Origin of the sequence: Streptomyces vinaceus, assembly GCF_008704935.1 — a bacterium.
Taxonomy (GTDB): domain Bacteria; phylum Actinomycetota; class Actinomycetes; order Streptomycetales; family Streptomycetaceae; genus Streptomyces; species Streptomyces vinaceus.
This window is the reverse complement of record NZ_CP023692.1, coordinates 2,260,327-2,281,173: the sequence shown is the minus strand read 5'-3', so window position 1 is coordinate 2,281,173 and position 20,847 is coordinate 2,260,327. Positions and strand designations below refer to the sequence as shown.

Here is a 20,847-nt window from a genome sequence, read left to right as displayed (position 1 = left end):
GCGCACAGTGGCAACAACTCCCCGAGTGGTAACGCAGCGTAGACCATCTATGTCCCTGAGTGACGAAAGTGGTGTATCGTCCGGACCAAGGGGCTGCAGCGCGTTCGTCTGGCGCTGGGGAGTGATCGGACACTTTGGGGGGCGACGGGCGATGTACGGCCAATGGACGAAGGATCCGATGCGGCACGGCCGCCGCAGGCGACGCAACCGGGACTGGGCCGCGCCGGAACCAGCCGGCGAGGGGGACCGGTGAGTGCCCCGGGGGCGGCGCTGCTGACCCGGCCGCCCGTTCCGGGCGGCAGCGGCAGGAGCCTGGCGATGCAGCTGCTCCTCGCAGTGGTCAGCGGCGGATACGCGGTCGGCGCCGCCCTCGGCTGGGGCTCCGGGGAACTCGCCGAGATCATGGGCGACTTCGGACTCAGCGCCGCCGCGTTACTCGCCGCCGTCTCCTGCTACGCGTACGCGCGCACGATCGACAGCCGTGAGCGCCCGGCCTGGCTGCTCTTCGCCTTCTCCTCGCTCATGGGCGCCTGCGGCAACGGCATCTGGGGCTGGTACGAGGTGGTCCTCGGCGAGGCCGTGCCCAAGCCCTCGCTCGCCGACTTCGCCTTCCTCTGCTTCGCGCCGCCCGCCATCGTGGGCCTGCTCGTCCTCGCCAAACGCCCGGTCACCCGCGCCGGCTGGGTCTGCCTCGGGCTCGACTCCTGGCTCATCGGCGGCTCCCTGCTCACCCTGTCCTGGAGCCTGGCCCTCGCGCACGCCGCGCGGACCGCCCAGTCCGGGGCCCCCGGCAGCGTCCCGCGCGCCGCGCTCTCGCTCGCCTACCCGCTGCTGGACATCGCGCTCGTCTCCATGGTGCTCGTCCTGCACTTCCGGCGCTCCGAGGCCAACCGCTCCGCCGTCAACACCGCCATCGCGGCCCTGGCCCTGACCGTGCTCAGCGACGCCCTGTTCACCTCGCCGCTGCTGAGCGCCGGATACCAGTCCGGCCAGCTGCTCGACGCCGGCTGGTTCGCCGGCTCGCTGCTCCTCGCGTACGCGCCGTGGGGGGCCCGGCGGGCCCATCCGGACCCGGGGACGCCGGGGCTCGCCCGCGCAGACCGGCCGGTCAGCCGCCCCATCACCGGCTCGCTGCCCGCCCTCACGCCGTACCTGGCGGCCGCCGTCTGCACCCTGGGCATCCTGTACAACGTGGTGGACGGGCGGAAGGTCGACCGCGTCGTCGTCTTCACCGGCTGCACCGTGGTCCTCGCCCTCGTCATCCGGCAGGGCATCATGCTCATCGACAACATCGCGCTGACGCAGGAACTGGCCCAGAAGGAGAACCACTTCCGCTCCCTGGTCCAGGGCTCCAGCGACGTCATCATGATCGCCGCCCCCACCGGGACCCTGCGTTACGTCAGCCCCGCGGCCGCCGGGGTCTACGGGCGCGAGGCCGAGGAGCTCGTCGGCACGGAGCTGGCCACCCTGATCCACCCCCACGACCTGGGCCGCGTGGTCCACGAGGTGCGCCGCTTCCTGGCCGCGCCGCCCGCCGAGGAACCGACCACCCGCATCGAGTGCCGCTTCAAGTCGGGCAGCGGCGAATGGCTCAACGTGGAATCCACCGTCAACCGCCACCAGGGCGGCCTCATCCTCAACAGCCGCGACGTCACCGAGCGGGTCCGCCTCCAGGCGCAGCTCCAGCACAGCGCCGAGCACGACCCGCTGACCGACCTGCCCAACCGGGCGCTGTTCACCCGCCGGGTCCGCCAGGCCCTGACCGGGCGGCGCGCCGGGGACCACAGCACCGCCGTGCTCTTCATCGACCTCGACGGGTTCAAGGCGGTCAACGACACCATCGGCCACCAGGCAGGCGACGAGCTGCTGACCGAGGCCGCGCGCCGGCTGCAGGACTCGGTGCGCGCCGGGGACACCGCGGCCCGGCTCGGCGGCGACGAGTTCGCCGCGCTGATCCTGGGCGACGGCAGCCGCGACCGCAGTGCCCGCGAGTACCAGGTGCACGAGATCGCGGACCGGCTGCGCACCACCCTCTCCCAGCCCTACCGGATCGCCGGCAGCGACGTACGGGTCGCCGCCAGCATCGGCGTGGCCTTCGCCGAACCCGGCATCACCCCTTCGGACCTCATGCGCAACGCGGACCTCGCGATGTACCGCGCCAAGGCGGCCGGCAAGGACCGGGTCGAGCTCTACGCGCCCCAGATGCAGGCCGAGGTCGTACGGAAGGCCGAGCTCGCCGGGCGGCTGCGCACCGCGCTCCACGACGGGGAGTTCGCGCTGCTGCACCAGCCCGTGGTCTCCCTGGCGACCGGCGAGGTCACGGCCGTCGCGGCGCAGGCCCGCTGGCGCTCGGCCCAGGGGATCTTGTTCACCCCGGCGGAATTCCTCCGGGTGGCCGAGTACAGCGAGGGCACGGCGGCGAGGCCCGACGGCCGTGGCGGCCTCCCCGCGGGCCCGCCCACCCGCGCCGCCGAGCTGGGGCACTGGCTGCTGGAGGAGGCCGTGGCGCAGGCCGCCGAGCGGCGCCGGATCGGGCACGACGTACCCGTGGCGGTGCGCATGGGCGCCCAGCGGCTGCTGGACCGGGGCGTCCCCCCGGCGGCCACCGGGGGAGCCGCGCCGCTCGGCTCGGTCGAGGCCCTGCTGACCCGGTACGGGCTGCCCTCCGGGGCCCTGGTGATCGAGCTGACCGTCTCGGACCCCAGAGTCCCCTTCGACGAGCTGGAGCGGCGCCTGGCGGCCCTGCGCCGGCTGGGGGTCCTGATCTCCCTGGACGGCTTCGGCAGCGGCTACGCGGCCATCAGCGCCCTGCGCAGGCTCCCCGTGGACATCCTCAAGGTGGACCGGGGCCTGGTGGAGGGCGTGGTCGAATCCGCCCGCCTCCACAAGATCACCGCTGGTTTGTTGCGCATCGCAAATGATTTGGGCATGCAGTCGGTCGCGGACGGGGTGGACCTCCCCGAGCAGGTCACGGCCCTGCGCGCGATGGGGTGCACGCACGGCCAGGGAGTGGCATTTTCCGGCCCACTCGACGAGTACAGGCTGCGCCGGGCGCTGGTGCGCGGTACGTTCCCAGTACCGGGCGGAACGGCCCAGCCCGCCTTGGCCGGCGGTTCGTCCGGGGGCTCGATGGCCATCCGCAGAGGCTCACATAATGAGACGCCCGTCCCACCCGCTTGACATCCCCCTCCCGCCGGAGGGAGGGTCAGTGCCATGCGCACCCGAATTCTCGTACTTGGAAAGCGCGTCGGCTGAAGCTGGGGTCATCACGTCCCCGCTCGACACACCCGACGCGCTCCCCTCGCTTGCCTCCCGGCACGAGGGGTTTTTTGTTGCACTGGCACACCTTCGAATCCTCGTAAAACCCTCAGCTTCGAGAAGAGAATGTCGATGACCGAGCAGGCCACCGGGGCCCACCATCCGCAGCCGCGGCCCCGTTCCGGCGGACACCAGCCCGCCGCAGTTGAGCACGTCACGGGTGCGCAGTCCCTCATCCGCTCTCTCGAAGAGGTGGGGTGCGACACCGTCTTCGGTATCCCGGGCGGAGCCATCCTCCCGGCGTACGACCCGATGATGGACAGCACCAAGGTCCGCCACATCCTGGTCCGCCACGAGCAGGGTGCCGGCCACGCCGCGACCGGCTACGCGCAGGCCACCGGCAAGGTGGGCGTCTGCATGGCGACCTCCGGCCCGGGCGCCACCAACCTGGTCACCCCGATCGCCGACGCGCACATGGACTCGGTGCCGCTCGTCGCGATCACCGGCCAGGTCTCCTCCAAGGCGATCGGCACGGACGCCTTCCAGGAGGCGGACATCGTCGGCATCACGATGCCGATCACCAAGCACAACTTCCTGGTGACCAAGGCCGAGGACATCCCGAGGACGATCGCCGAGGCCTTCCACATCGCCTCCACCGGCCGCCCCGGCCCGGTCCTGGTCGACATCGCCAAGGACGCCCTGCAGTCGAAGACCACCTTCTCGTGGCCGCCCTCGCAGGACCTCCCGGGCTACCGGCCGGTCACCAAGCCGCACGCCAAGCAGATCCGCGAGGCCGCCAAGCTCATCTGCCAGGCCAAGCGGCCGGTCCTGTACGTCGGCGGCGGCGTCATGAAGTCCGGCGCGACCGCCGAACTGAAGGTCCTGGCCGAGCTGACCGGCGTCCCCGTCACCACCACGCTGATGGCGCTGGGCTCCTTCCCCGACAGCCACCCGCTGCACGTCGGCATGCCGGGCATGCACGGCGCGGTCACCGCCGTCACCGCCCTGCAGAAGTCGGACCTCCTGATCGCGCTCGGCACCCGCTTCGACGACCGCGTCACCGGCAAGCTGGACAGCTTCGCCCCGTTCGCAAAGGTCATCCACGCCGACATCGACCCGGCGGAGATCGGCAAGAACCGCGAGGTCGACGTCCCGATCGTCGGCGACGCCCGCGAGGTCATCGCCGACCTGATCCAGGCGGTCCAGGCCGAGCACACCGAGGGCAACGCCGGGGACTACACCGCCTGGTGGAAGGACCTCAGCCGCTGGCGCGAGACGTACCCGCTGGGCTACGACCTGCCGGACGACGGGATGCTCTCCCCGCAGCAGGTCATCCAGCGCATCGGCGAGCTCGCCCCCGAGCACACCATCTACGCGGCCGGTGTCGGCCAGCACCAGATGTGGGCCTCGCACTTCGTCAACTACGAGGAGCCCCGCACCTGGCTGAACTCCGGCGGCGCCGGAACCATGGGCTACGCGGTCCCCGCCGCGATGGGCGCCAAGGTCGGCATGCCGGACCGCACGGTCTGGGCGATCGACGGCGACGGCTGCTTCCAGATGACCAACCAGGAACTGGTCACCTGCGCGCTGAACAACATCCCGATCAAGGTCGCGATCATCAACAACGGCGCGCTGGGCATGGTCCGCCAGTGGCAGACCCTGTTCTACAACCAGCGGTACTCCAACACCGTCCTGCACGCGGACGAGACGGGCCACGACACCGTCGGCTCCCAGCTCGGCGAGTCCACCGCCCCCCGCAAGGGCACCCGCGTCCCGGACTTCGTCAAGCTGTCCGAGGCCATGGGCTGCGTGGCGCTGCGCTGCGAGGACCCGGCCGACCTGGACAAGGTCATCGCCGAGGCCAACGCGATCAACGACCGCACCGTCGTGATCGACTTCATCGTCCACGAGGACGCCATGGTGTGGCCGATGGTCGCCGCCGGCACCTCCAACGACGAGGTCATGGCAGCCCGGGGCGTCCGCCCCGACTTCGGCGACAACGAAGACGACTGAGCCGAGAGAGCCTGAGAGAGAGAACGCCTCACATGTCCAAGCACACGCTCTCCGTCCTGGTCGAGAACACGCCCGGCATCCTCGCCCGGATCGCCGCGCTGTTCTCCCGCCGCGGGTTCAACATCGACTCCCTCGCGGTCGGCGTCACCGAGCACCCCGACATCTCGCGCATCACGATCGTCGTGAACGTCGAGGACCTCCCGCTGGAGCAGGTGACCAAGCAGCTGAACAAGCTGGTCAACGTGCTCAAGATCGTCGAGCTGGAGCCGCACAACGCCATCGAGCGCGAACTCGTCCTGGTGAAGGTCCGCGCCGACAACGAGACCCGCTCGCAGATCGTCGAGATCGTCCAGCTGTTCCGCGCCAAGACGGTCGACGTCTCCCCGGAGGCCGTCACCATCGAGGCCACCGGCGGCGCCGACAAGCTCGGCGCGATGCTCAAGATGCTGGAGCCGTTCGGCATCAAGGAGCTCGTGCAGTCCGGCACGATCGCCATAGGGCGCGGTGGCCGGTCCATCACGGACCGCAGCCTGCGCGCGCTCGACCGCAGCGCCTGAACCACCCCCTGACGTCGCGTTGCCTCTCGCATCGCGAGACCAGGAAACTTCCCTATCGTTCCCCGCCGTACGGTGGGAGCAACACCAGCGCACCAAGGAGATATCCCAGTGGCCGAGCTGTTCTACGAGAACGACGCCGACCTGTCCATCATCCAGGGCCGCAAGGTCGCGGTCATCGGCTACGGCAGCCAGGGCCACGCCCACGCGCTGTCGCTGCGTGACTCCGGCGTCGACGTCGTCGTCGGCCTCAAGGAGGGCTCGAAGTCCAAGGCCAAGGCCGAGGAGCAGGGCCTGAAGGTCGTCCCCGTGGCCGAGGCCGCCGAATGGGCGAACGTCATCATGATCCTGACCCCGGACCCGCTCCAGGCCGAGATCTACGAGGAGTCCATCAAGGACCACCTCAAGGAGGGCGACGCGCTCTTCTTCGGCCACGGCTTCAACGTCCGGTACGGCTTCATCAAGCCCCCCACCAACGTCGACGTCGCCTTGGTCGCCCCGAAGGGCCCCGGCCACCTGGTCCGCCGTCAGTACGAGGAGGGCCGCGGCGTTCCGTGCATCGCCGCCGTCGAGCAGGACGCCACCGGCAAGGCCTTCGACCTGGCGCTCTCGTACGCGGCCGGCATCGGCGGCACCCGCGCCGGCGTCATCAAGACCACCTTCACCGAGGAGACCGAGACCGACCTGTTCGGTGAGCAGGCCGTCCTCTGCGGTGGCGCCTCCGCGCTGGTCAAGGCCGGTTTCGAGACCCTGACCGAGGCCGGCTACCAGCCGGAGATCGCGTACTTCGAGTGCCTGCACGAGCTGAAGCTCATCGTCGACCTCATGTATGAGGGCGGCCTGGAGAAGATGCGCTGGTCGGTCTCCGAGACCGCCGAGTGGGGCGACTACATCACCGGTCCCCGCATCATCACCGACGCCACCAAGGCCGAGATGAAGCAGGTCCTCGCGGAGATCCAGAGCGGCGAGTTCGCCAACACCTGGATGGCCGAGTACAAGGCCGGTCTGCCGAAGTACAACGAGTACAAGAAGGCCGACGAGGCGCACCTGCTGGAGACCACCGGCAAGAAGCTGCGCAAGCTCATGAGCTGGGTCGACAGCGACGAGAGCTGATCCGTACGCGGCGGGGCCGGGATGAGGAGTCCCGGCCCCGCGGCGCATGGCGGGCCCGATCGGACAGCTCCCCGCGCGGTGCTTGTCCACCCTGGCCAACCCCGGACGGGTGATCCTTCCGGACAGGCGGAATTCCCTGGGGATTCCGCCACTACACTGCTCAACACAACGCGTCAGGCCCACAGTGTCGTGCGTCTTCCACGCGGCTACCCCCTCCACCGCCTGCGGCCGTCGGGACGGCCGTCCGCACTGGACTTGTGAGGATGACCCACGTGAGCTCGAAACCTGTCGTACTCATCGCCGAAGAGCTGTCGCCCGCCACCGTGGACGCGCTCGGTCCGGACTTCGAGATCCGGCACGTCAACGGAGCCGACCGCGCGGAGCTGCTCCCCGCGATCGTGGACGTCGACGCCATCCTGGTGCGCTCCGCCACCAAGGTCGACGCGGAGGCCATCGCCGCCGCCAAGAAGCTGAAGGTCGTCGCGCGCGCCGGTGTCGGCCTCGACAACGTCGACGTGTCCGCCGCCACCAAGGCCGGCGTGATGGTCGTGAACGCCCCGACCTCCAACATCGTCACCGCCGCCGAGCTCGCCTGCGGCCTGCTCGTCGCCTCGGCCCGCAACATCCCGCAGGCCAACACCGCCCTGAAGAACGGCGAGTGGAAGCGGAACAAGTACACGGGCGTCGAGCTCAGCGAGAAGACCCTCGGTGTCGTCGGCCTCGGCCGGATCGGCGTCCTGGTCGCCCAGCGCATGTCGGCCTTCGGTATGAAGATCGTCGCGTACGACCCCTACGTACAGCCCGCGCGCGCCGCCCAGATGGGCGTCAAGATGCTGACGCTGGACGAGCTCCTCGAAGTCGCCGACTTCATCACCGTGCACCTGCCCAAGACCCCCGAGACCCTCGGTCTCATCGGGGACGAGGCCCTGCACAAGGTCAAGCCGTCGGTCCGCATCGTCAACGCCGCGCGCGGCGGGATCGTGGACGAGGCCGCGCTGTACTCGGCCATCAAGGAGGGCCGCGTCGCCGGCGCCGGCCTCGACGTGTACGCGAAGGAGCCCTGCACGGACTCCCCGCTCTTCGAGCTCGACCAGGTCGTCTGCACCCCGCACCTCGGCGCGTCCACCGACGAGGCCCAGGAGAAGGCGGGCATCGCGGTCGCCAAGTCGGTGCGCCTCGCGCTCGCGGGCGAGCTCGTACCGGACGCCGTCAACGTCCAGGGCGGGGTCATCGCCGAGGACGTCCGTCCCGGCCTGCCGCTCGCCGAGAAGCTCGGCCGCATCTTCACCGCCCTCGCGGGTGAGGTGGCGGTCCGCCTCGACGTCGAGGTCTGCGGCGAGATCACCCAGCACGACGTCAAGGTGCTGGAGCTCTCCGCCCTCAAGGGCGTCTTCGAGGACGTCGTCGACGAGACGGTCTCCTACGTCAACGCCCCGCTGTTCGCGCAGGAGCGCGGTGTCGAGGTCCGTCTGACCACCAGCTCGGAGTCCCCGGACCACCGCAACGTGGTGACCGTGCGCGGCACCCTGTCGGACGGTCAGGAGGTGTCGGTCTCCGGCACCCTCGCCGGCCCCAAGCACCTCCAGAAGATCGTTGGCATCGGCGAGTACGACGTGGACCTGGCGCTCGCCGACCAGATGCTCGTCCTGCGCTACACCGACCGCCCGGGCGTGGTCGGCACCGTCGGCCGCATCCTCGGCGAAGCCGGCCTCAACATCGCGGGCATGCAGGTCGCCCGGGCGGAGGAGGGCGGCGAGGCGCTCGGCGTCCTCACCGTTGACGCGGAGGTCCCGGTGAACGTCCTCGCGGAGATCTCCGCCGAGATCGGCGCCGTCTCGGCGCGTACGGTCAGCCTCGGCTGACCCGCACGACACAGGGAAGGGCCCGGGGAGCTCCCCGGGCCCTTCTTCGTGCTCCGCCGCCGCTCGCGGTTGCCGCGGGGCCGCGCCCAGAGCCATGTCGGAGACGAGGTGGTGAGGGGCGAAGGCGTAGCTGTCGTGCAAGCGCCATAAACGCTTGTGTAATACGGCTGTATGGAACAGCTGTCTTGGACGGTTGTATTGATACGGTGAGAGGCATGGGACACCGTGAAGATCTGCTCGATGGCGCCAAGAAGTGCCTGGCCGAGAAGGGTTTCGCGCGGACGACCGCGCGCGACATCGTCCACGCCTCCGGCGCGAACCTGGCGTCGATCGGCTACCACTACGGCTCGAAGGACGCCCTGCTCTCGCAGGCGTTCCTCTCGATGGCCGAGGAGTGGAGCGACTCCTTCACACCGGAGGTGACGGGTGAGGGAGGATCACCGGAGCGCTTCCGCTCGGTTTGGGACGGCATGATCGGACAGCGCGACCAGGCGGCCCCGATGTGGGTGGCCGGCATGGAGATCGCGATGAACCGCGACCGGCTGCCGGAGCTGCGGGAGATGGTCGTGTCCTCGGAGGGCGAGCGGCGCAAGGGGCTGACCGAGATGTTCACGGGCATCCCGGAGGAGCAGCTCGACGAGCGGGACGTCCGGACCCTGGGCGGGCTGTACCAGGTGCTGGTCGCCGGGATGATGGTGCAGTGGCTGTACGACTCCGAGAACGCCGTCACCGCCGAGGAGTTGACCGAGGGCATGCGCCGCGCCGCGCAGATGATGGTCAACGGGAAGGACGCAGGCGCCGAGGCCGAGGCCGAGGCCGACGCCTCCGCCTGAGCCGCTGCGCCGTTCAGCGGTGAGGCAGTTCAGCCGTACAGGCGGGCTGCCTTGAGGGCCATGTGGAGCAACAGCCGGTCCTCGCCCTCGTCCAGGTCCAGGCCGGTCAGCTGCTCCACCCGGGCGAGCCGGTAGTAGAGGGTCTGGCGGTGGATGCCCAGGGCCGCGGCCGCGCGGCCGGCCTGGCCAGCGCAGTCCAGGAACAGTTCGGCGGTACGGGCGAGTTCCCGGTGCGCGGGCTCCAGCAGGACCCGCGTCGCCGGGTCGCCCGCCGGACCCGCGGCCGCCAGGGCGGCCAGCATCCGGTACGGGCCGATCGCCGCCCACCGGGCCACCGGGCCGAAGCGGGGCTGCGCCGCGGCCGCCTGGGCCGCCGCCGAGGCCTGCGACCAGGCGTCGGCCAGCGTCCCCAGCCCCCGTCGGGGCTCCCCGATCCCGGCGGTCGCGCCGCCGCCCGCCAGCAGCCGGGTCGCGACCCCCTCGGCGGGTACGAGCACTTCGGCCGAGCGGAGTCTGACCAGCGCGGCGAGCGCCTGCCCGCCCCGCCGCCCCGGCCGGCCCGCGGAACCGGCGCCGGCCCCCGAGCCCGAGCCCGGACCGGATCCGGAGCGCCCCCCGGCCTCCGCAGCCCGGCCGTCGTCCTCACCGGCCCCCGGCCAGGGGACCGTGCACACCGCCGCCGTGCCCGGTACCGAGGCGGGGGCCTCGCCGGCCCACGGCGTCACGCACACCACCGCGTGCAGCCCGTCGGCGCCCGGGCCCAGCGCCAGCCGCAGCGCGGCCACCGCCATGTCCTGCTGCCAGCCCCGCCCGGCCGTGAGCACCGCCCGGAACTCCCGGGACAGGTCGGCCCCCGCCTTCGCCTCCTCGGCGAGCAGGATCCCGATCCGCTCGGCCACCTCCATGGCCGCCGCCAGGGCGTCCGGCCCGGGGCCGGGCTCCTGGTCGAGGAGCCACACGTACCCCTGGACGATCCCGCGGTAGCGCACCGGCAGGCAGATCCGCCCGCGGAAGACCCCCGCGTCGGGCGCCGCCGGGATCCGTACCGGGCCGGTCGCCCGCGCGATGCCGAACCCCTCGAACCAGGCCCGCACGGCCGCCGTCGACTGCCGGGTCAGGATCGAGCGGGTGCGCACGGGGTCCATCGCGAGGTCGTCGTCGCTGTCGTGCGCGCCGAAGGCGATGAGGCGGAAATCCCGGTTCTCCAGCGTCGCCGGGGCGCCGAGGAGCGCCGAGATCTCATCCACCAGGTCCTGGTAATCGCCCTTCACCCGAACATTCTCCCACCCGGGACCAGGGTCTTCAGACAGATGTATGAGATCGGGGACACGGATGCGTGACAGCTGTCGATGGCAGAGGATCAAAGCGATCCTTAGGTTTCACGGTGGTTTTACTTGCGTTTTCTTTACGGCCCCGCCCACCCCCTCGCGGACCGTACGACTGCTTCTGCCACCTGTTGGAGGTGCCCCGTGCTGGGTCCCGCGATCCTCGCCGCTTCGCGCAGCGACAAGATGCGCCGAATCGTCTCTGCCGCCCCGGTGACCAAGCCCGTGGTGAACCGGTTCATCCCCGGTGAGACGGTCGACCAGGTCATCCCGATCGTCGTGGACCTCACGGAGAAGGGCCTGGAGCTCACGCTCGACGTGGTGGGCGAGGACATCACCACCGTGGAGCAGTCCTACGCCGCGCGTGACGCCTACCTCGACCTCATCGCGCACCTGGCGGACCTCGGCCTCGGCGAGAAGGCCGAGATGTCGGTCAAGCTGTCGATGTTCGGCCAGGCGCTGGAGGGCGGCCACGAGCTCGCGCTCGCCAACGTCCGCCCGGTCGTCGAGGCCGCCGCGGCCATCGGCACCACCGTCACGCTGGACGCCGAGGACCACACCACCCTCGACTCGATGTTCGCCATCCACGAGGAGCTGCGCCGGGACTTCCCGCAGACCGGCTGCGTGATCCAGGCGTACCTCTTCCGCACCGAGGGCGACGCCCGGCGGCTGGCCGCGGCCGGCAGCCGCGTCCGGATCGTGAAGGGCGCGTACAAGGAGCCGGCCGAGGTCGCGTACCAGGACAAGGCCGAGATCGACAAGGCGTACGTCCGCATCCTCAAGACGCTGATGGAGGGCGAGGGCTACCCGATGATCGGGTCGCACGACCCGCGCCTGATCGCCATCGCGCAGGAGCTCGCCCGCAAGGCCGGGCGCAAGCTGGACGAGTACGAGTTCCAGATGCTGTACGGCATCCGCAGCGAGGAGCACCTGCGGCTCGCCGCCGAGGGCCACCGCATGCGCGTCTACACCGCGTACGGGACGGACTGGTACGGCTACTTCATGCGGCGCCTCGCCGAGAAGCCGGCCAACCTCCTGTTCTTCCTCCGCTCGATGATCACCAAGAACTAGCCAGAACCAGGTCAAGGAGTTACCAGCCCCATGGATGCTGTGACCCAGGTCCCCGCGCCGGTCAACGAGCCGGTCCACTCGTACGCCCCCGGCACCCCGGAGCGCGCGCGCCTCGAAACGCAGCTCAAGCAGCTGTCCGAGAACCCGATCGACCTGCCGATGACGATCAACGGCGTCAAGCGGATGGGCGGCGGCGAGCGCTTCGACGTCGTGCAGCCGCACGACCACAAGTCGGTCATCGGCACGTACGCGAACGCCACGGAGGCCGACGCGCAGGAGGCCGTCGACGCCGCCCTGGCCGCCGCCCCGGCCTGGCGCTCGATGTCCTTCGACGACCGCGCCGCGATCATCCTGCGCGCCGCCGAGCTGCTGTCCGGCCCGTGGCGCGAGAAGCTGGCCGCCTCCACCATGCTGGGCCAGTCGAAGACCGCGCAGCAGGCCGAGATCGACACCCCGTGCGAGCTCGTCGACTTCTGGCGCTTCAACGTCCACTTCGCCCGCCAGATCCTGGCCGAGCAGCCGGTCGCGAACTCCGCCGGCGTGTGGAACCGCAGCGACCACCGCCCGCTCGAAGGCTTCGTCTACGCGATCACGCCGTTCAACTTCACGGCCATCGCCGGCAACCTGCCGACCGCCCCGGCCCTGATGGGCAACGTGGTCGTGTGGAAGCCGTCCCCGACGCAGACGCACTCCGCGGTCCTCCTGATGGAGCTCCTGGAGGAGGCCGGTCTGCCCAAGGGCGTCATCAACCTGGTGACGGGCGACGGCATCGCCGTCTCCGAGGTGGCCCTGAACCACCCCGAGCTGGCCGGCATCCACTTCACCGGTTCGACCAAGACCTTCCAGTACCTGTGGAAGACGGTCGGCAACAACATCGAGAAGTACAAGTCCTACCCGCGCCTGGTCGGCGAGACCGGCGGCAAGGACTTCGTCGTGGCGCACCCGTCCGCGGACCGCGCCGTCCTGAAGACCGCCCTGACCCGCGGCTCCTTCGAGTTCCAGGGCCAGAAGTGCTCGGCGTCCTCGCGCGCCTACGTCCCGGCCTCGATCTGGAACGACGGCTTCAAGGAGGCCTTCGCGGCCGAGGTCGACGGCATCACCATGGGTGACGTCCGCGACCTGACCAACTTCATCGGTGCCGTGATCGACGAGCGCTCGTTCGCCAAGAACAAGGCCGCGATCGACCGCGCGAAGGCCGACCCGACCTGCGAGATCGTCGCCGGTGGCACGTACGACGACTCGGAGGGCTACTTCGTCCGCCCGACCGTCATCGTGTGCACCGACCCGGAGAACGAGGTCTTCACGACCGAGTACTTCGGCCCGATCCTGGCGATCCACGTGTACGAGGACGCCGAGTTCGACGCGATGCTGGCCCAGATGGAGTCGGTGTCGGCGTACGCGCTGACCGGCTCGATCATCGCCGGTGACCGCTACGCGGCGGCCGACGCGATGGAGAAGCTCCGCTTCGCGGCGGGCAACTTCTACATCAACGACAAGTCGACCGGCGCCGTGGTCGGCCAGCAGCCCTTCGGCGGCGGCCGCGCCTCCGGCACCAACGACAAGGCGGGCGCCGCGAGCAACCTGCACCGCTGGGTGTCGACCCGCTCCATCAAGGAGACGCTGGTCGCGCCGACCGAGTACGGCTACCCGCACATGGGCTGATCCGGCCCCCGCTGAACCCCGCCCCCGTTCCGGTACCCCCAAGCCCGGATCGGGGGCGGTCCCAGTTCCGCCCCTCCGCCGGTGAGAACCGGGCCGTCAGGGGACCAGCACGACCTTGCCGAGGTTGCGCCGCTCCTCGATCAGCGCGTGCGCGCGGGCCGCCTCGGCCAGCGGGATCTCCCCGTGCACGGCGGGGCGCAGCGAGCCGTCCCCGTACGCCTTCCACAGCTCGCGCCGCCAGCCCTCGTACACCTCGGGCCGGCCCTGGGCGACGGCCCGGATCTGGAAGCCGGTCACCGAGGCCCCGCGCACCAGCAGTTCGTACGCCTCCACCGAGCCGCCGCCCGAGCCGTACGCCACCAGGCGGCCGCCCGTGGCCAGGGCCCGCACGGCGGGGCCGAGCAGTTCGCCGCCGACCCCGTCGAGCACCACGTCGTACGGCTCGCCCCAGGCGGCCGGTTCCTCGTACAGCACGACCTCGTCGGCGCCGAGGCCGCGTACGAACCCGGCTTTGTCCGCGCTGGAGACGGCGGCGACCAGCCGGCCCGCCCCGCCGGCCCGGGCCAGCCGGAGCGCGAGGCTGCCGACCCCGCTCGCGGCGGCCGTGACCAGCACGGACTCCCCGGGCCGGACCCGCCCGGCCTCCCAGGCGCCCCGGGCAACGAGTCCGCTGCGCACGAGCGCGACGGCGTCGACGGAGCCCGCCCCTTCGGGCACGGCGGAGGCGAAGGGGGCCGCGAGGAGGGCGTACTCGGCGTAGCCGTGGCCGAAGCAGAGCCCGGTGACCCGGTCGCCGAGGGCGAACCCCCGCACCCCCTCGCCGAGCGCGGCCACGGTCCCCGCGACCTCGCCGCCCAGCGGTACCGGCCCGGAGCCCTCGCGCACCTTGCGCACGACGGGCAGCGTGACCCCGACGGCCTCCACCGCGACGAGCAGCTCGCCGGGGCCGGGGACGGGCACGGCCACGTCCTCGCAGAACAAGACCTCGGGGCCGCCGTTGACCTCGTGGCGGATGCGCAGCACTGGACCTCCCGGAAGGACGCGGATTCGTTGGGAATCCCAACGATATAGGAGATCGTGGGGAATCCCAACGAATTGCTAGGCTGGGCCCATGACCTCGGCCCTCGCACACATCCAGGCACTCCCGAGCTGGCTCGTCGGGCGGGTCGCGGCACGGGGCCGCGGCCTGGTCGCGCAGGCGCTCGCCGCGGAGGGGCTGAAGCTCGCGCACCATGCGGTGCTGGCGGCGACCGCCGAGTACGGCCCGGTCGCCCAGGCCGGCCTCGGCCGCCTGCTCGGGATCGACCCCAAGGACCTGGTCGGGCTGCTCAACCACCTCGAAGGCGCCGGCCTCCTGCGGCGGGCCCCGGATCCGGCGGACCGCCGCAAGAACGCCGTCACCCTCACCCCGGCGGGCGAGGCCGCCCTCAGCCGGTGCGCCGCCCTGGCCGAGACGGCGAACGCCGCGTTCCTCTCCCCCCTGACCCCCGAGGAACGCGAGCAGCTGACCACCCTCCTGACCCGCCTCCACGAAGACCCCTGGAACGGCGGACCGGACCCGGACGCTTCCTAGACCTCCGTCATGACCTGGTCCAGGGATTTGCGGAGCAGGTCCGGGACCTCGCAGTCTTCCGCGGGGTAGCCGATGGGGACGACCGCGAAGGCCTTCTCGTTCTCCGGACGGCGCAGGACGTGGGAGAGGAAGCGCATCGGGCTCGGGGTGTGGATCAGGGCCGCGAGGCCGCTGAGGTGGAGGGCGGTCAGGAGCATGCCGACCGCGATGCCGACCGACTCGTCCACGTAGTAGTGCTTGCGCTTCGTGCCGTCCGGGCCGAGCCAGTAGCGCTGCTGGAAGACGACGAGCAGTGCGGGGGCGTCCGTCAGGTGGATCTTGACCGCGTCCGTGCCCAGCGGGCGCAGGGCGGCCAGCCATTCGTCGCCCAGCCGGCCGTCGTAGGACAGCTGCTCCTCCTGCTCGGCGGCCGCGCGGATCTGCTCCCGCACCGCGGGGTCCTTGACCCGGACGAACGTCCACGGCTGCTGGTGGGCGCCGGAGGGGGCGGTCGCCGCGCACGCGATCGCGTCGCGGATCACCTGCTCGGGGACGGGGTCGGGGGAGAAGTGGCGCACGGTGCGGCGTTCGTCCATGCGGGTCCGCAACTCGGCGGCGCGTGCCAGCGATTGCGCGGACGGCATCCGCGCCGGCCGGTAGGCGACGGGCCGGTACGGTGCGCCGTGGGCGGGGGTCCACTGCCGGGTCTCGGATGACATGGGCCGATCCTCACGCGGGCAGCCGCGCCGGGGCACGGCCCGATCCGGCCGCCCTCCCGGATTTCCGGCCTTTCCGGTGGCCGTTGATAGCGTCGCCGTATGGACGTAACGCTGAAGCACACCTCACAGCTCGCCGACGGTGACCTCCGTGAGCTGCGGGAGCTGCTCGACGGGGCCTTCGGCGGCAACTTCGCCGACGAGGACTTCGAGCACGCGCTCGGCGGCGTGCACGCCCTCGTGCGCGAGGACGGGGAGCTGATCGCGCACGGGAGCGTGGTGCAGCGCCGGGTCCTCCACCGTGGCCGGGCCCTGCGCACCGGGTACGTCGAGGCCGTGGCCGTACGGCCCGACCGGCGCCGCCGCGGCCTCGGCGGGCAGGTCATGGCCGCGCTGGAGGAGGTCATCGGGCGGGCGTACGTACTCGGCGCCCTGTCGGCCTCCGCCGACGGGGCCCGGCTGTACGAGGGACGCGGATGGGCCGTGTGGGGCGGCCGGATCGGGGCGCTGTCCCCCGAGGGGCCGGTCCGGCTCGCCGACGAGGAGGGGTCGACGTACGTGTGGTTCCCGCCCGGCGGGGCGCTGGAGGACCCCGCCGGGCGGCTCGACTTCGACTGGCGAGACGGGGACGTGCTGTAGCCCGTCAGCCCGAGATGCTGGGCGTGCCCGTCTCGATGTGGCCCGTGTAGCGGCGCGACCAGGTGCCGTCGTTGTCCGCGAGGATCGTGAAGTCGTACCAGCCGTTGTTGTACGCCACCGCGTTGAAGTAGTCCTCGCGCGAGGAGTTCGCCGCAACGGTGTACGTCCACGGGCCGTCCGAGCGGTAGGCGTTCGAGCGGATCGTGAAGGTGACCGGCGAGGCCGAGCTGTTCGTCATCGTGAAGTAGATCGCCGTCTTGCCCGTGCCCGGCTCCACCGCGAAGCGGGCCGCCACCTCGATCGCCTTGCCCGCCTTCGAGGCGTCGCCGATGAAGCGGCGCAGGAAGCGGTTGGGCCCGTACATCGAGATGTCGTACTTGCCGGAGCCGCTGCCGAGGCCGATGTTGAAGTAGTCCGTCGCCGTGCCGGCCGGGTCCACCGTGTACTGCCAGGCGGCCGTGTCCCGGTACTGGTGCGGGTGGATCGAGAAGTGCGCCGCCTGCTTCGCCTGCGGGCCCTGGTTGGTCATCGAGAACCAGGCCAGGATCTTGCCGGCCGCGCCGAACTCGAAGCGGTCCAGGTTGCCGTTCACCTGGTACGGAAGGGCCCGCGCCGGGCGGGTACCGGCCTCCTGCGCCGGGAGGGCGTTGTCCTGCGGCGCCGGGTTGGGCAGCGGGCCGCAGGTCGCCTGGCCGATGACCTTCGCGGTCGAGGGCAGTCCGGCCGGCACCCCGTACACCGGACGCGCGAAGTCGAAGACACCGGTCAGGTCGCCGGTCACCTTGCGGCGCCAGGCGCTGATGTTCGGGCAGGCCGCCGGGGTGCCGAGGGCCGCCGTCCAGGTCTCCATGAACCGCAGCACCGAGGTGTGGTCGAAGACCTCGGAGCTGACCCAGCCGCCGCGCGTCCACGGGGACATGACGATCATCGGGACGCGGAACCCGAGGCCGATCGGGGTGCCGTCGATGTACTCGCCCGGGGTGCCGGGCGGGGCGACCGGTGGCGGGACGTGGTCGAAGAAGCCGTCGTTCTCGTCGTAGTTGAGGAAGAGGACGGTGGAGTCGAAGACCTCCGGGTTCGCCGACAGGGCGCGGTAGACGAGGTCCACGAAGTGCGCGCCGTCGCCGGGCGGGGCGTAGGGGTGCTCCGAGAAGGCCTCGTTCGCGACGACCCAGGAGACCTGCGGCAGGGTGCCGGCGACGACGTCCGCGCGGATGGCGGCCGCGATGTCGTCGGGGGTGGAGCCGGTGACCTTCGGAACGGAGCCCATGCCGCGGTCCCACAGCGGGTTGCCGGGGGCCGCGTCCGTGAACTTCTTGAAGTAGGCCAGACCGTTGTCCCCGTAGTTGTCCTGGGCGTTCTGGTAGACCTTCCAGGTCATGCCGGCCCGCTGGAGGGCCTCCGCGTACGTCTCCCAGGTCAGCCCGGACTCGTCGCCGCCGTCCTTGCTGCCCGCGTCGACCTTGCCGCTCCACAGGAAGGTGCGGTTCGGGCCGGTCGCGCTCAGCGTGGAGCAGAAGTAGGCGTCGCAGATCGTGTAGTTGTCGGCGAGCCCGTAGTGGAACGGTATGTCCCCGCGGTCGAGGTAGCCGAGGGTGCGGGTGTTGCCGACGCCGGTGACCCAGTTGTCCATGCGGCCCTTGTTCCAGGCCGCGTGCTGCGAGGTCCAGCTGTGCGGGAGGTCGCCGTTGCACTGGGCGAGGGTCTCGCCGTCGACACCTCCGGCCGCGGGGGTGGAGCTGAGCTTCCACGGGTACTGGCGGCCGCCCCAGTTGGGCTGGTTGAACGTGCCCCAGCCGCCCGGGATGTTGCCGGCGGCGCGGTCGCCGAAGCCGCGGACACCCTTCAGCTTGCCGAAGTAGTGGTCGAAGCTGCGGTTCTCCTGCATGAGGATCACCACGTGCTTCACGTCGGTGATCGTGCCGGTCGCGGCGGCCGCGGCCGCCGACGTCGGCGCGATCGCCGGCAGGGCCGCCCCGGCCATCAGCCCGGCGCCGATTCCCACGAAACCTCTGCGGCTGATCGGTGTCACTGGCTACTCGCCTCCAACTCAAGTGCCCCGCTGGCACATTGACGGAAAGAGTGGCGGGCGCCGGGCCAAAGGTCTACATCCGTGCGGTAAGAAGTCGGTGAACATCCGGTTGGCTGGATTCAGCCTTCGAGACGGACCAGCATCTTGCCCAGATTGTCCCCTCGCAGCATGCCCAGGAAGGCATCCACCGTGTGATCAAAACCCTGGACAACGGTGGTGTCCGTGCCGATCCGGCCACTTTGCAGATGAGGTACGAGGAGATCCTCCATCTCGTCCTGCAAATTGGTGTGATTGCGAACCAATACCCCTTCCAGGCGCAACGACTTGTGGACGATCTCGAAGAGGTTGCGCGGAGCCGCCGGCGAGCGGTCCCCGTTGTACATCGAGATCCCGCCGACCCAGGCGATCCGCCCGTACTCGCGCAGCACGTCGATCGCGCCCGCCAGATGGTCCCCGCCCACGTTGTCCACGTAGACGTCGATGCCGTCGGGCGCGGCCTGCGCGAGCTGCTCGCCGACCGGACCGTCGTGGTAGTCGAAGGCCGCGTCGAAGCCGAGCGTGCCGGTGAGGTGGCGGACCTTCGCCGCGGAGCCCGCGCTGCCGATGATCCGGCGGGCGCCCAGCAGGCGCGCGATGTGCCCCGTGGCGGTGCCCACGCCGCCCGCGGCGGCCGAGACGAACAGGTCCTCGCCCTCGCGCAGCAGCGCGGTCCGGGTGAGGGCGGCGTACGCGGTCAGACCGGTGCCGCCGAGGATGCTCAGGTACGCCTCCAGCGGGACGCCCTCGTGGCCGCGCAGCCTGCGGGTGCCGTCCGCCCCGAGCGTGACGAGGGCGTGGGTGCGCCAGCCCTGGCGGTGGAAGACGAGGTCGCCCTCGCGCAGCCCCGGGTCGCGGGAGGCGAGCACCCGGCCCACCGAGCGGCCCTCCAGCGGGGAGTTCAGCTCGAAGCCGCCCTCGCCGCCGTCCATCATCCCGCGGTGGTACGGGTCCACCGAGAGCAGCAGGTTCTGCACCAGGGCGGTGCCGGGAGCGGGGGAGGGGACGGGGGTCCCGACGTAGGCGAAGTCGGTGGCGACGGGGAAGCCGGCGGGCCGGGAGACCAGGTGGACGGCGTGGGCGGTGTGGTTCGTGGTCATGGCGAGGACGCTAGGAAGGAATCACCGGTCCGGGCAGGGGGTTGCGTTCATGGAAGCCGCACATCCATGAACACCGCTCATAGAACGAGGTGAGAGCCGCCGTGGCCGAGCTCGCTCCGCACGAACTCCGGGTCCTGGTCGCCGTCGCCGAGACCGGTGGCTTCTCCGCCGCCGCCGCACGGCTCGGCCTCACCCAGTCGGCCGTCTCCCACTCGGTGCGCGGCAGCGAGGCCAAGGTCGGAGCGGTCCTCTTCGAACGCGGGCGCGGCGGGGCCTCGCCCACCCCGGCGGGGGAGCGGGCCGTCGGCCTCGCCCGCCGGATCCTGCGCCTGTACGAGGTCCTCGGCGCGGAGGCGCGCGGCGCCGGCCGGGAGCCCGCGGACGCCACCGGGGGCGTCCTGCGCATCGCGGCGTTCCGCAGCGCGGCCCTGCACCTGCTGCCCCCGGCGCTGGAGCGCCTCACCGCCCGCCACCCCGGCATCCGCCCCGAGGTCCGGGTGGTGCGCGAGCTCGGCGCCGGCACGGCGGGGGAGGTGGCCGCGGGCCGGGCCGACCTCGGCATCGCCACCCTGAACGGCGCCGGGCCCGCAGCGCAGGAGGGCGGCGCGGCCGGGCTGCTGACCGGGGTGCTCCGCGAGGAGGCGTACGCCCTGGTCCACCCGGCCGGACACCCGGACCCGAAGGCGCTGCCCCTGCTGGACTGGGACGAGAACTGCGGTTCGTACACCCGCGACTGGTGGCGCGCCCAGGACTGGATCCCGCGCGCCACGCTCAAGGCGGAGGACGACGCGATGGTGCTCACCATGGTCGGGCGCGGGCTCGGCATGGCGATCCTGCCCGAGCTGTCGCTGCGCGAGGCCACGGACGCCGTGGACATCGCCGGACTGGGCCCTTCGGGGCCCGTGAGGCGCGTGGGATACGTCACCACGCCGGAATCCGCCTCGACTCTCGCCGTACGGGCTCTGATCAGGGAACTTCGCTCCGAGAAGGCCTGAATCGGAGCTCTGTGGAGGGGCCTTCCGAGGGGGCGTCCGTCTCAGATAGTAGGAAGCCCGACTAATTGCGGAGACATACAACGGGA

16 protein-coding genes are annotated in these 20,847 nt (G+C 71.3%); 11 read left to right on the top strand and 5 right to left on the bottom strand.

Going from position 1 to position 20,847, the window contains the following annotated elements; translation table 11 throughout:
* The first annotated feature begins 249 nt into the window (after nucleotides 1-249).
* The 6 genes from CP980_RS09890 (at nucleotide 250) to CP980_RS09865 (ending at nucleotide 9,633) form a co-directional block, all read left to right on the top strand.
* A complete protein-coding gene (locus tag CP980_RS09890) occupies nucleotides 250-3,180 on the top strand; it encodes a putative bifunctional diguanylate cyclase/phosphodiesterase (protein ID WP_150527996.1) in 2,931 nt (976 codons plus the stop codon).
* A gap of 204 nt (nucleotides 3,181-3,384) precedes the next feature.
* Nucleotides 3,385-5,271, top strand: a complete 1,887-nt coding sequence (locus CP980_RS09885) for an acetolactate synthase large subunit (protein WP_132756982.1) — start codon at nucleotides 3,385-3,387, stop codon at nucleotides 5,269-5,271.
* A 32-nt stretch (nucleotides 5,272-5,303) separates the two neighbouring features.
* Nucleotides 5,304-5,828: an acetolactate synthase small subunit gene (gene ilvN, locus CP980_RS09880; RefSeq protein ID WP_030857425.1), complete on the top strand. Its 525-nt coding sequence runs from the start codon at nucleotides 5,304-5,306 to the stop codon at nucleotides 5,826-5,828.
* Nucleotides 5,829-5,936: 108 nt separating this feature from the next.
* Complete coding sequence (ilvC, locus tag CP980_RS09875; RefSeq protein ID WP_030708395.1) at nucleotides 5,937-6,938, top strand: ketol-acid reductoisomerase; 1,002 nt, start codon at nucleotides 5,937-5,939, stop codon at nucleotides 6,936-6,938.
* A 272-nt stretch (nucleotides 6,939-7,210) separates the two neighbouring features.
* Entirely contained in the window at nucleotides 7,211-8,800 is a 1,590-nt protein-coding gene (gene serA, locus CP980_RS09870) for a phosphoglycerate dehydrogenase (RefSeq protein WP_132756984.1), read from the top strand.
* 215 nt (nucleotides 8,801-9,015) lie between these two features.
* Nucleotides 9,016-9,633 (top strand): TetR/AcrR family transcriptional regulator, encoded by a 618-nt coding sequence (locus CP980_RS09865; RefSeq protein ID WP_150527995.1) that lies wholly within the window; start codon nucleotides 9,016-9,018, stop codon nucleotides 9,631-9,633.
* A 29-nt stretch (nucleotides 9,634-9,662) separates the two neighbouring features.
* Here the strand turns inward: CP980_RS09865 and CP980_RS09860 are convergent, their stop codons facing one another.
* A complete protein-coding gene (locus CP980_RS09860; RefSeq protein WP_132756988.1) occupies nucleotides 9,663-10,904 on the bottom strand; it encodes a helix-turn-helix domain-containing protein in 1,242 nt (413 codons plus the stop codon).
* A gap of 198 nt (nucleotides 10,905-11,102) precedes the next feature.
* Between CP980_RS09860 and CP980_RS09855 the strand changes: the two genes are divergently transcribed.
* Both CP980_RS09855 and pruA read left to right on the top strand, forming a co-directional pair.
* Nucleotides 11,103-12,029, top strand: coding sequence for a proline dehydrogenase family protein (locus CP980_RS09855; RefSeq protein ID WP_099889325.1), 927 nt, complete (start codon nucleotides 11,103-11,105; stop codon nucleotides 12,027-12,029).
* A 30-nt stretch (nucleotides 12,030-12,059) separates the two neighbouring features.
* Complete coding sequence (gene pruA, locus CP980_RS09850; RefSeq protein ID WP_099889324.1) at nucleotides 12,060-13,691, top strand: L-glutamate gamma-semialdehyde dehydrogenase; 1,632 nt, start codon at nucleotides 12,060-12,062, stop codon at nucleotides 13,689-13,691.
* Nucleotides 13,692-13,787: 96 nt separating this feature from the next.
* On the opposite strand, the gene CP980_RS09845 is transcribed toward pruA, so the two are convergent.
* Nucleotides 13,788-14,714, bottom strand: a complete 927-nt coding sequence (locus tag CP980_RS09845) for a quinone oxidoreductase family protein (protein ID WP_150527994.1) — start codon at nucleotides 14,712-14,714, stop codon at nucleotides 13,788-13,790.
* 88 nt (nucleotides 14,715-14,802) lie between these two features.
* Between CP980_RS09845 and CP980_RS09840 the strand changes: the two genes are divergently transcribed.
* Complete coding sequence (locus tag CP980_RS09840) at nucleotides 14,803-15,264, top strand: MarR family winged helix-turn-helix transcriptional regulator (RefSeq protein ID WP_150527993.1); 462 nt, start codon at nucleotides 14,803-14,805, stop codon at nucleotides 15,262-15,264.
* Here the strand turns inward: CP980_RS09840 and CP980_RS09835 are convergent.
* The gene (locus CP980_RS09835; RefSeq protein WP_150527992.1) at nucleotides 15,261-15,962 is read right to left on the bottom strand and encodes a nitroreductase family protein; all 702 of its coding nucleotides are present in this window, start codon (nucleotides 15,960-15,962) and stop codon (nucleotides 15,261-15,263) included. The two genes, CP980_RS09840 and CP980_RS09835, sit on opposite strands and share 4 nt — an antisense overlap.
* 99 nt (nucleotides 15,963-16,061) lie before the next feature.
* Between CP980_RS09835 and CP980_RS09830 the strand changes: the two genes are divergently transcribed.
* Nucleotides 16,062-16,598 carry a GNAT family N-acetyltransferase gene (locus CP980_RS09830; RefSeq protein WP_150527991.1) on the top strand — a complete coding sequence of 179 codons (537 nt, stop codon included), beginning with the start codon at nucleotides 16,062-16,064 and terminating at the stop codon, nucleotides 16,596-16,598.
* A gap of 4 nt (nucleotides 16,599-16,602) precedes the next feature.
* Here CP980_RS09830 and CP980_RS09825 read toward each other — a convergent pair whose 3' ends face one another.
* A complete protein-coding gene (locus CP980_RS09825) occupies nucleotides 16,603-18,630 on the bottom strand; it encodes a phosphocholine-specific phospholipase C (RefSeq protein ID WP_150527990.1) in 2,028 nt (675 codons plus the stop codon).
* Nucleotides 18,631-18,749: 119 nt separating this feature from the next.
* Nucleotides 18,750-19,766 (bottom strand): NADP-dependent oxidoreductase, encoded by a 1,017-nt coding sequence (locus CP980_RS09820; protein ID WP_150527989.1) that lies wholly within the window; start codon nucleotides 19,764-19,766, stop codon nucleotides 18,750-18,752.
* A gap of 101 nt (nucleotides 19,767-19,867) precedes the next feature.
* Between CP980_RS09820 and CP980_RS09815 the strand changes: the two genes are divergently transcribed.
* On the top strand, nucleotides 19,868-20,761 hold the full coding sequence (locus CP980_RS09815; RefSeq protein WP_132757002.1) for a LysR family transcriptional regulator: 894 nt from the start codon (nucleotides 19,868-19,870) through the stop codon (nucleotides 20,759-20,761).
* The last annotated feature ends 86 nt before the right edge of the window (nucleotides 20,762-20,847 follow it).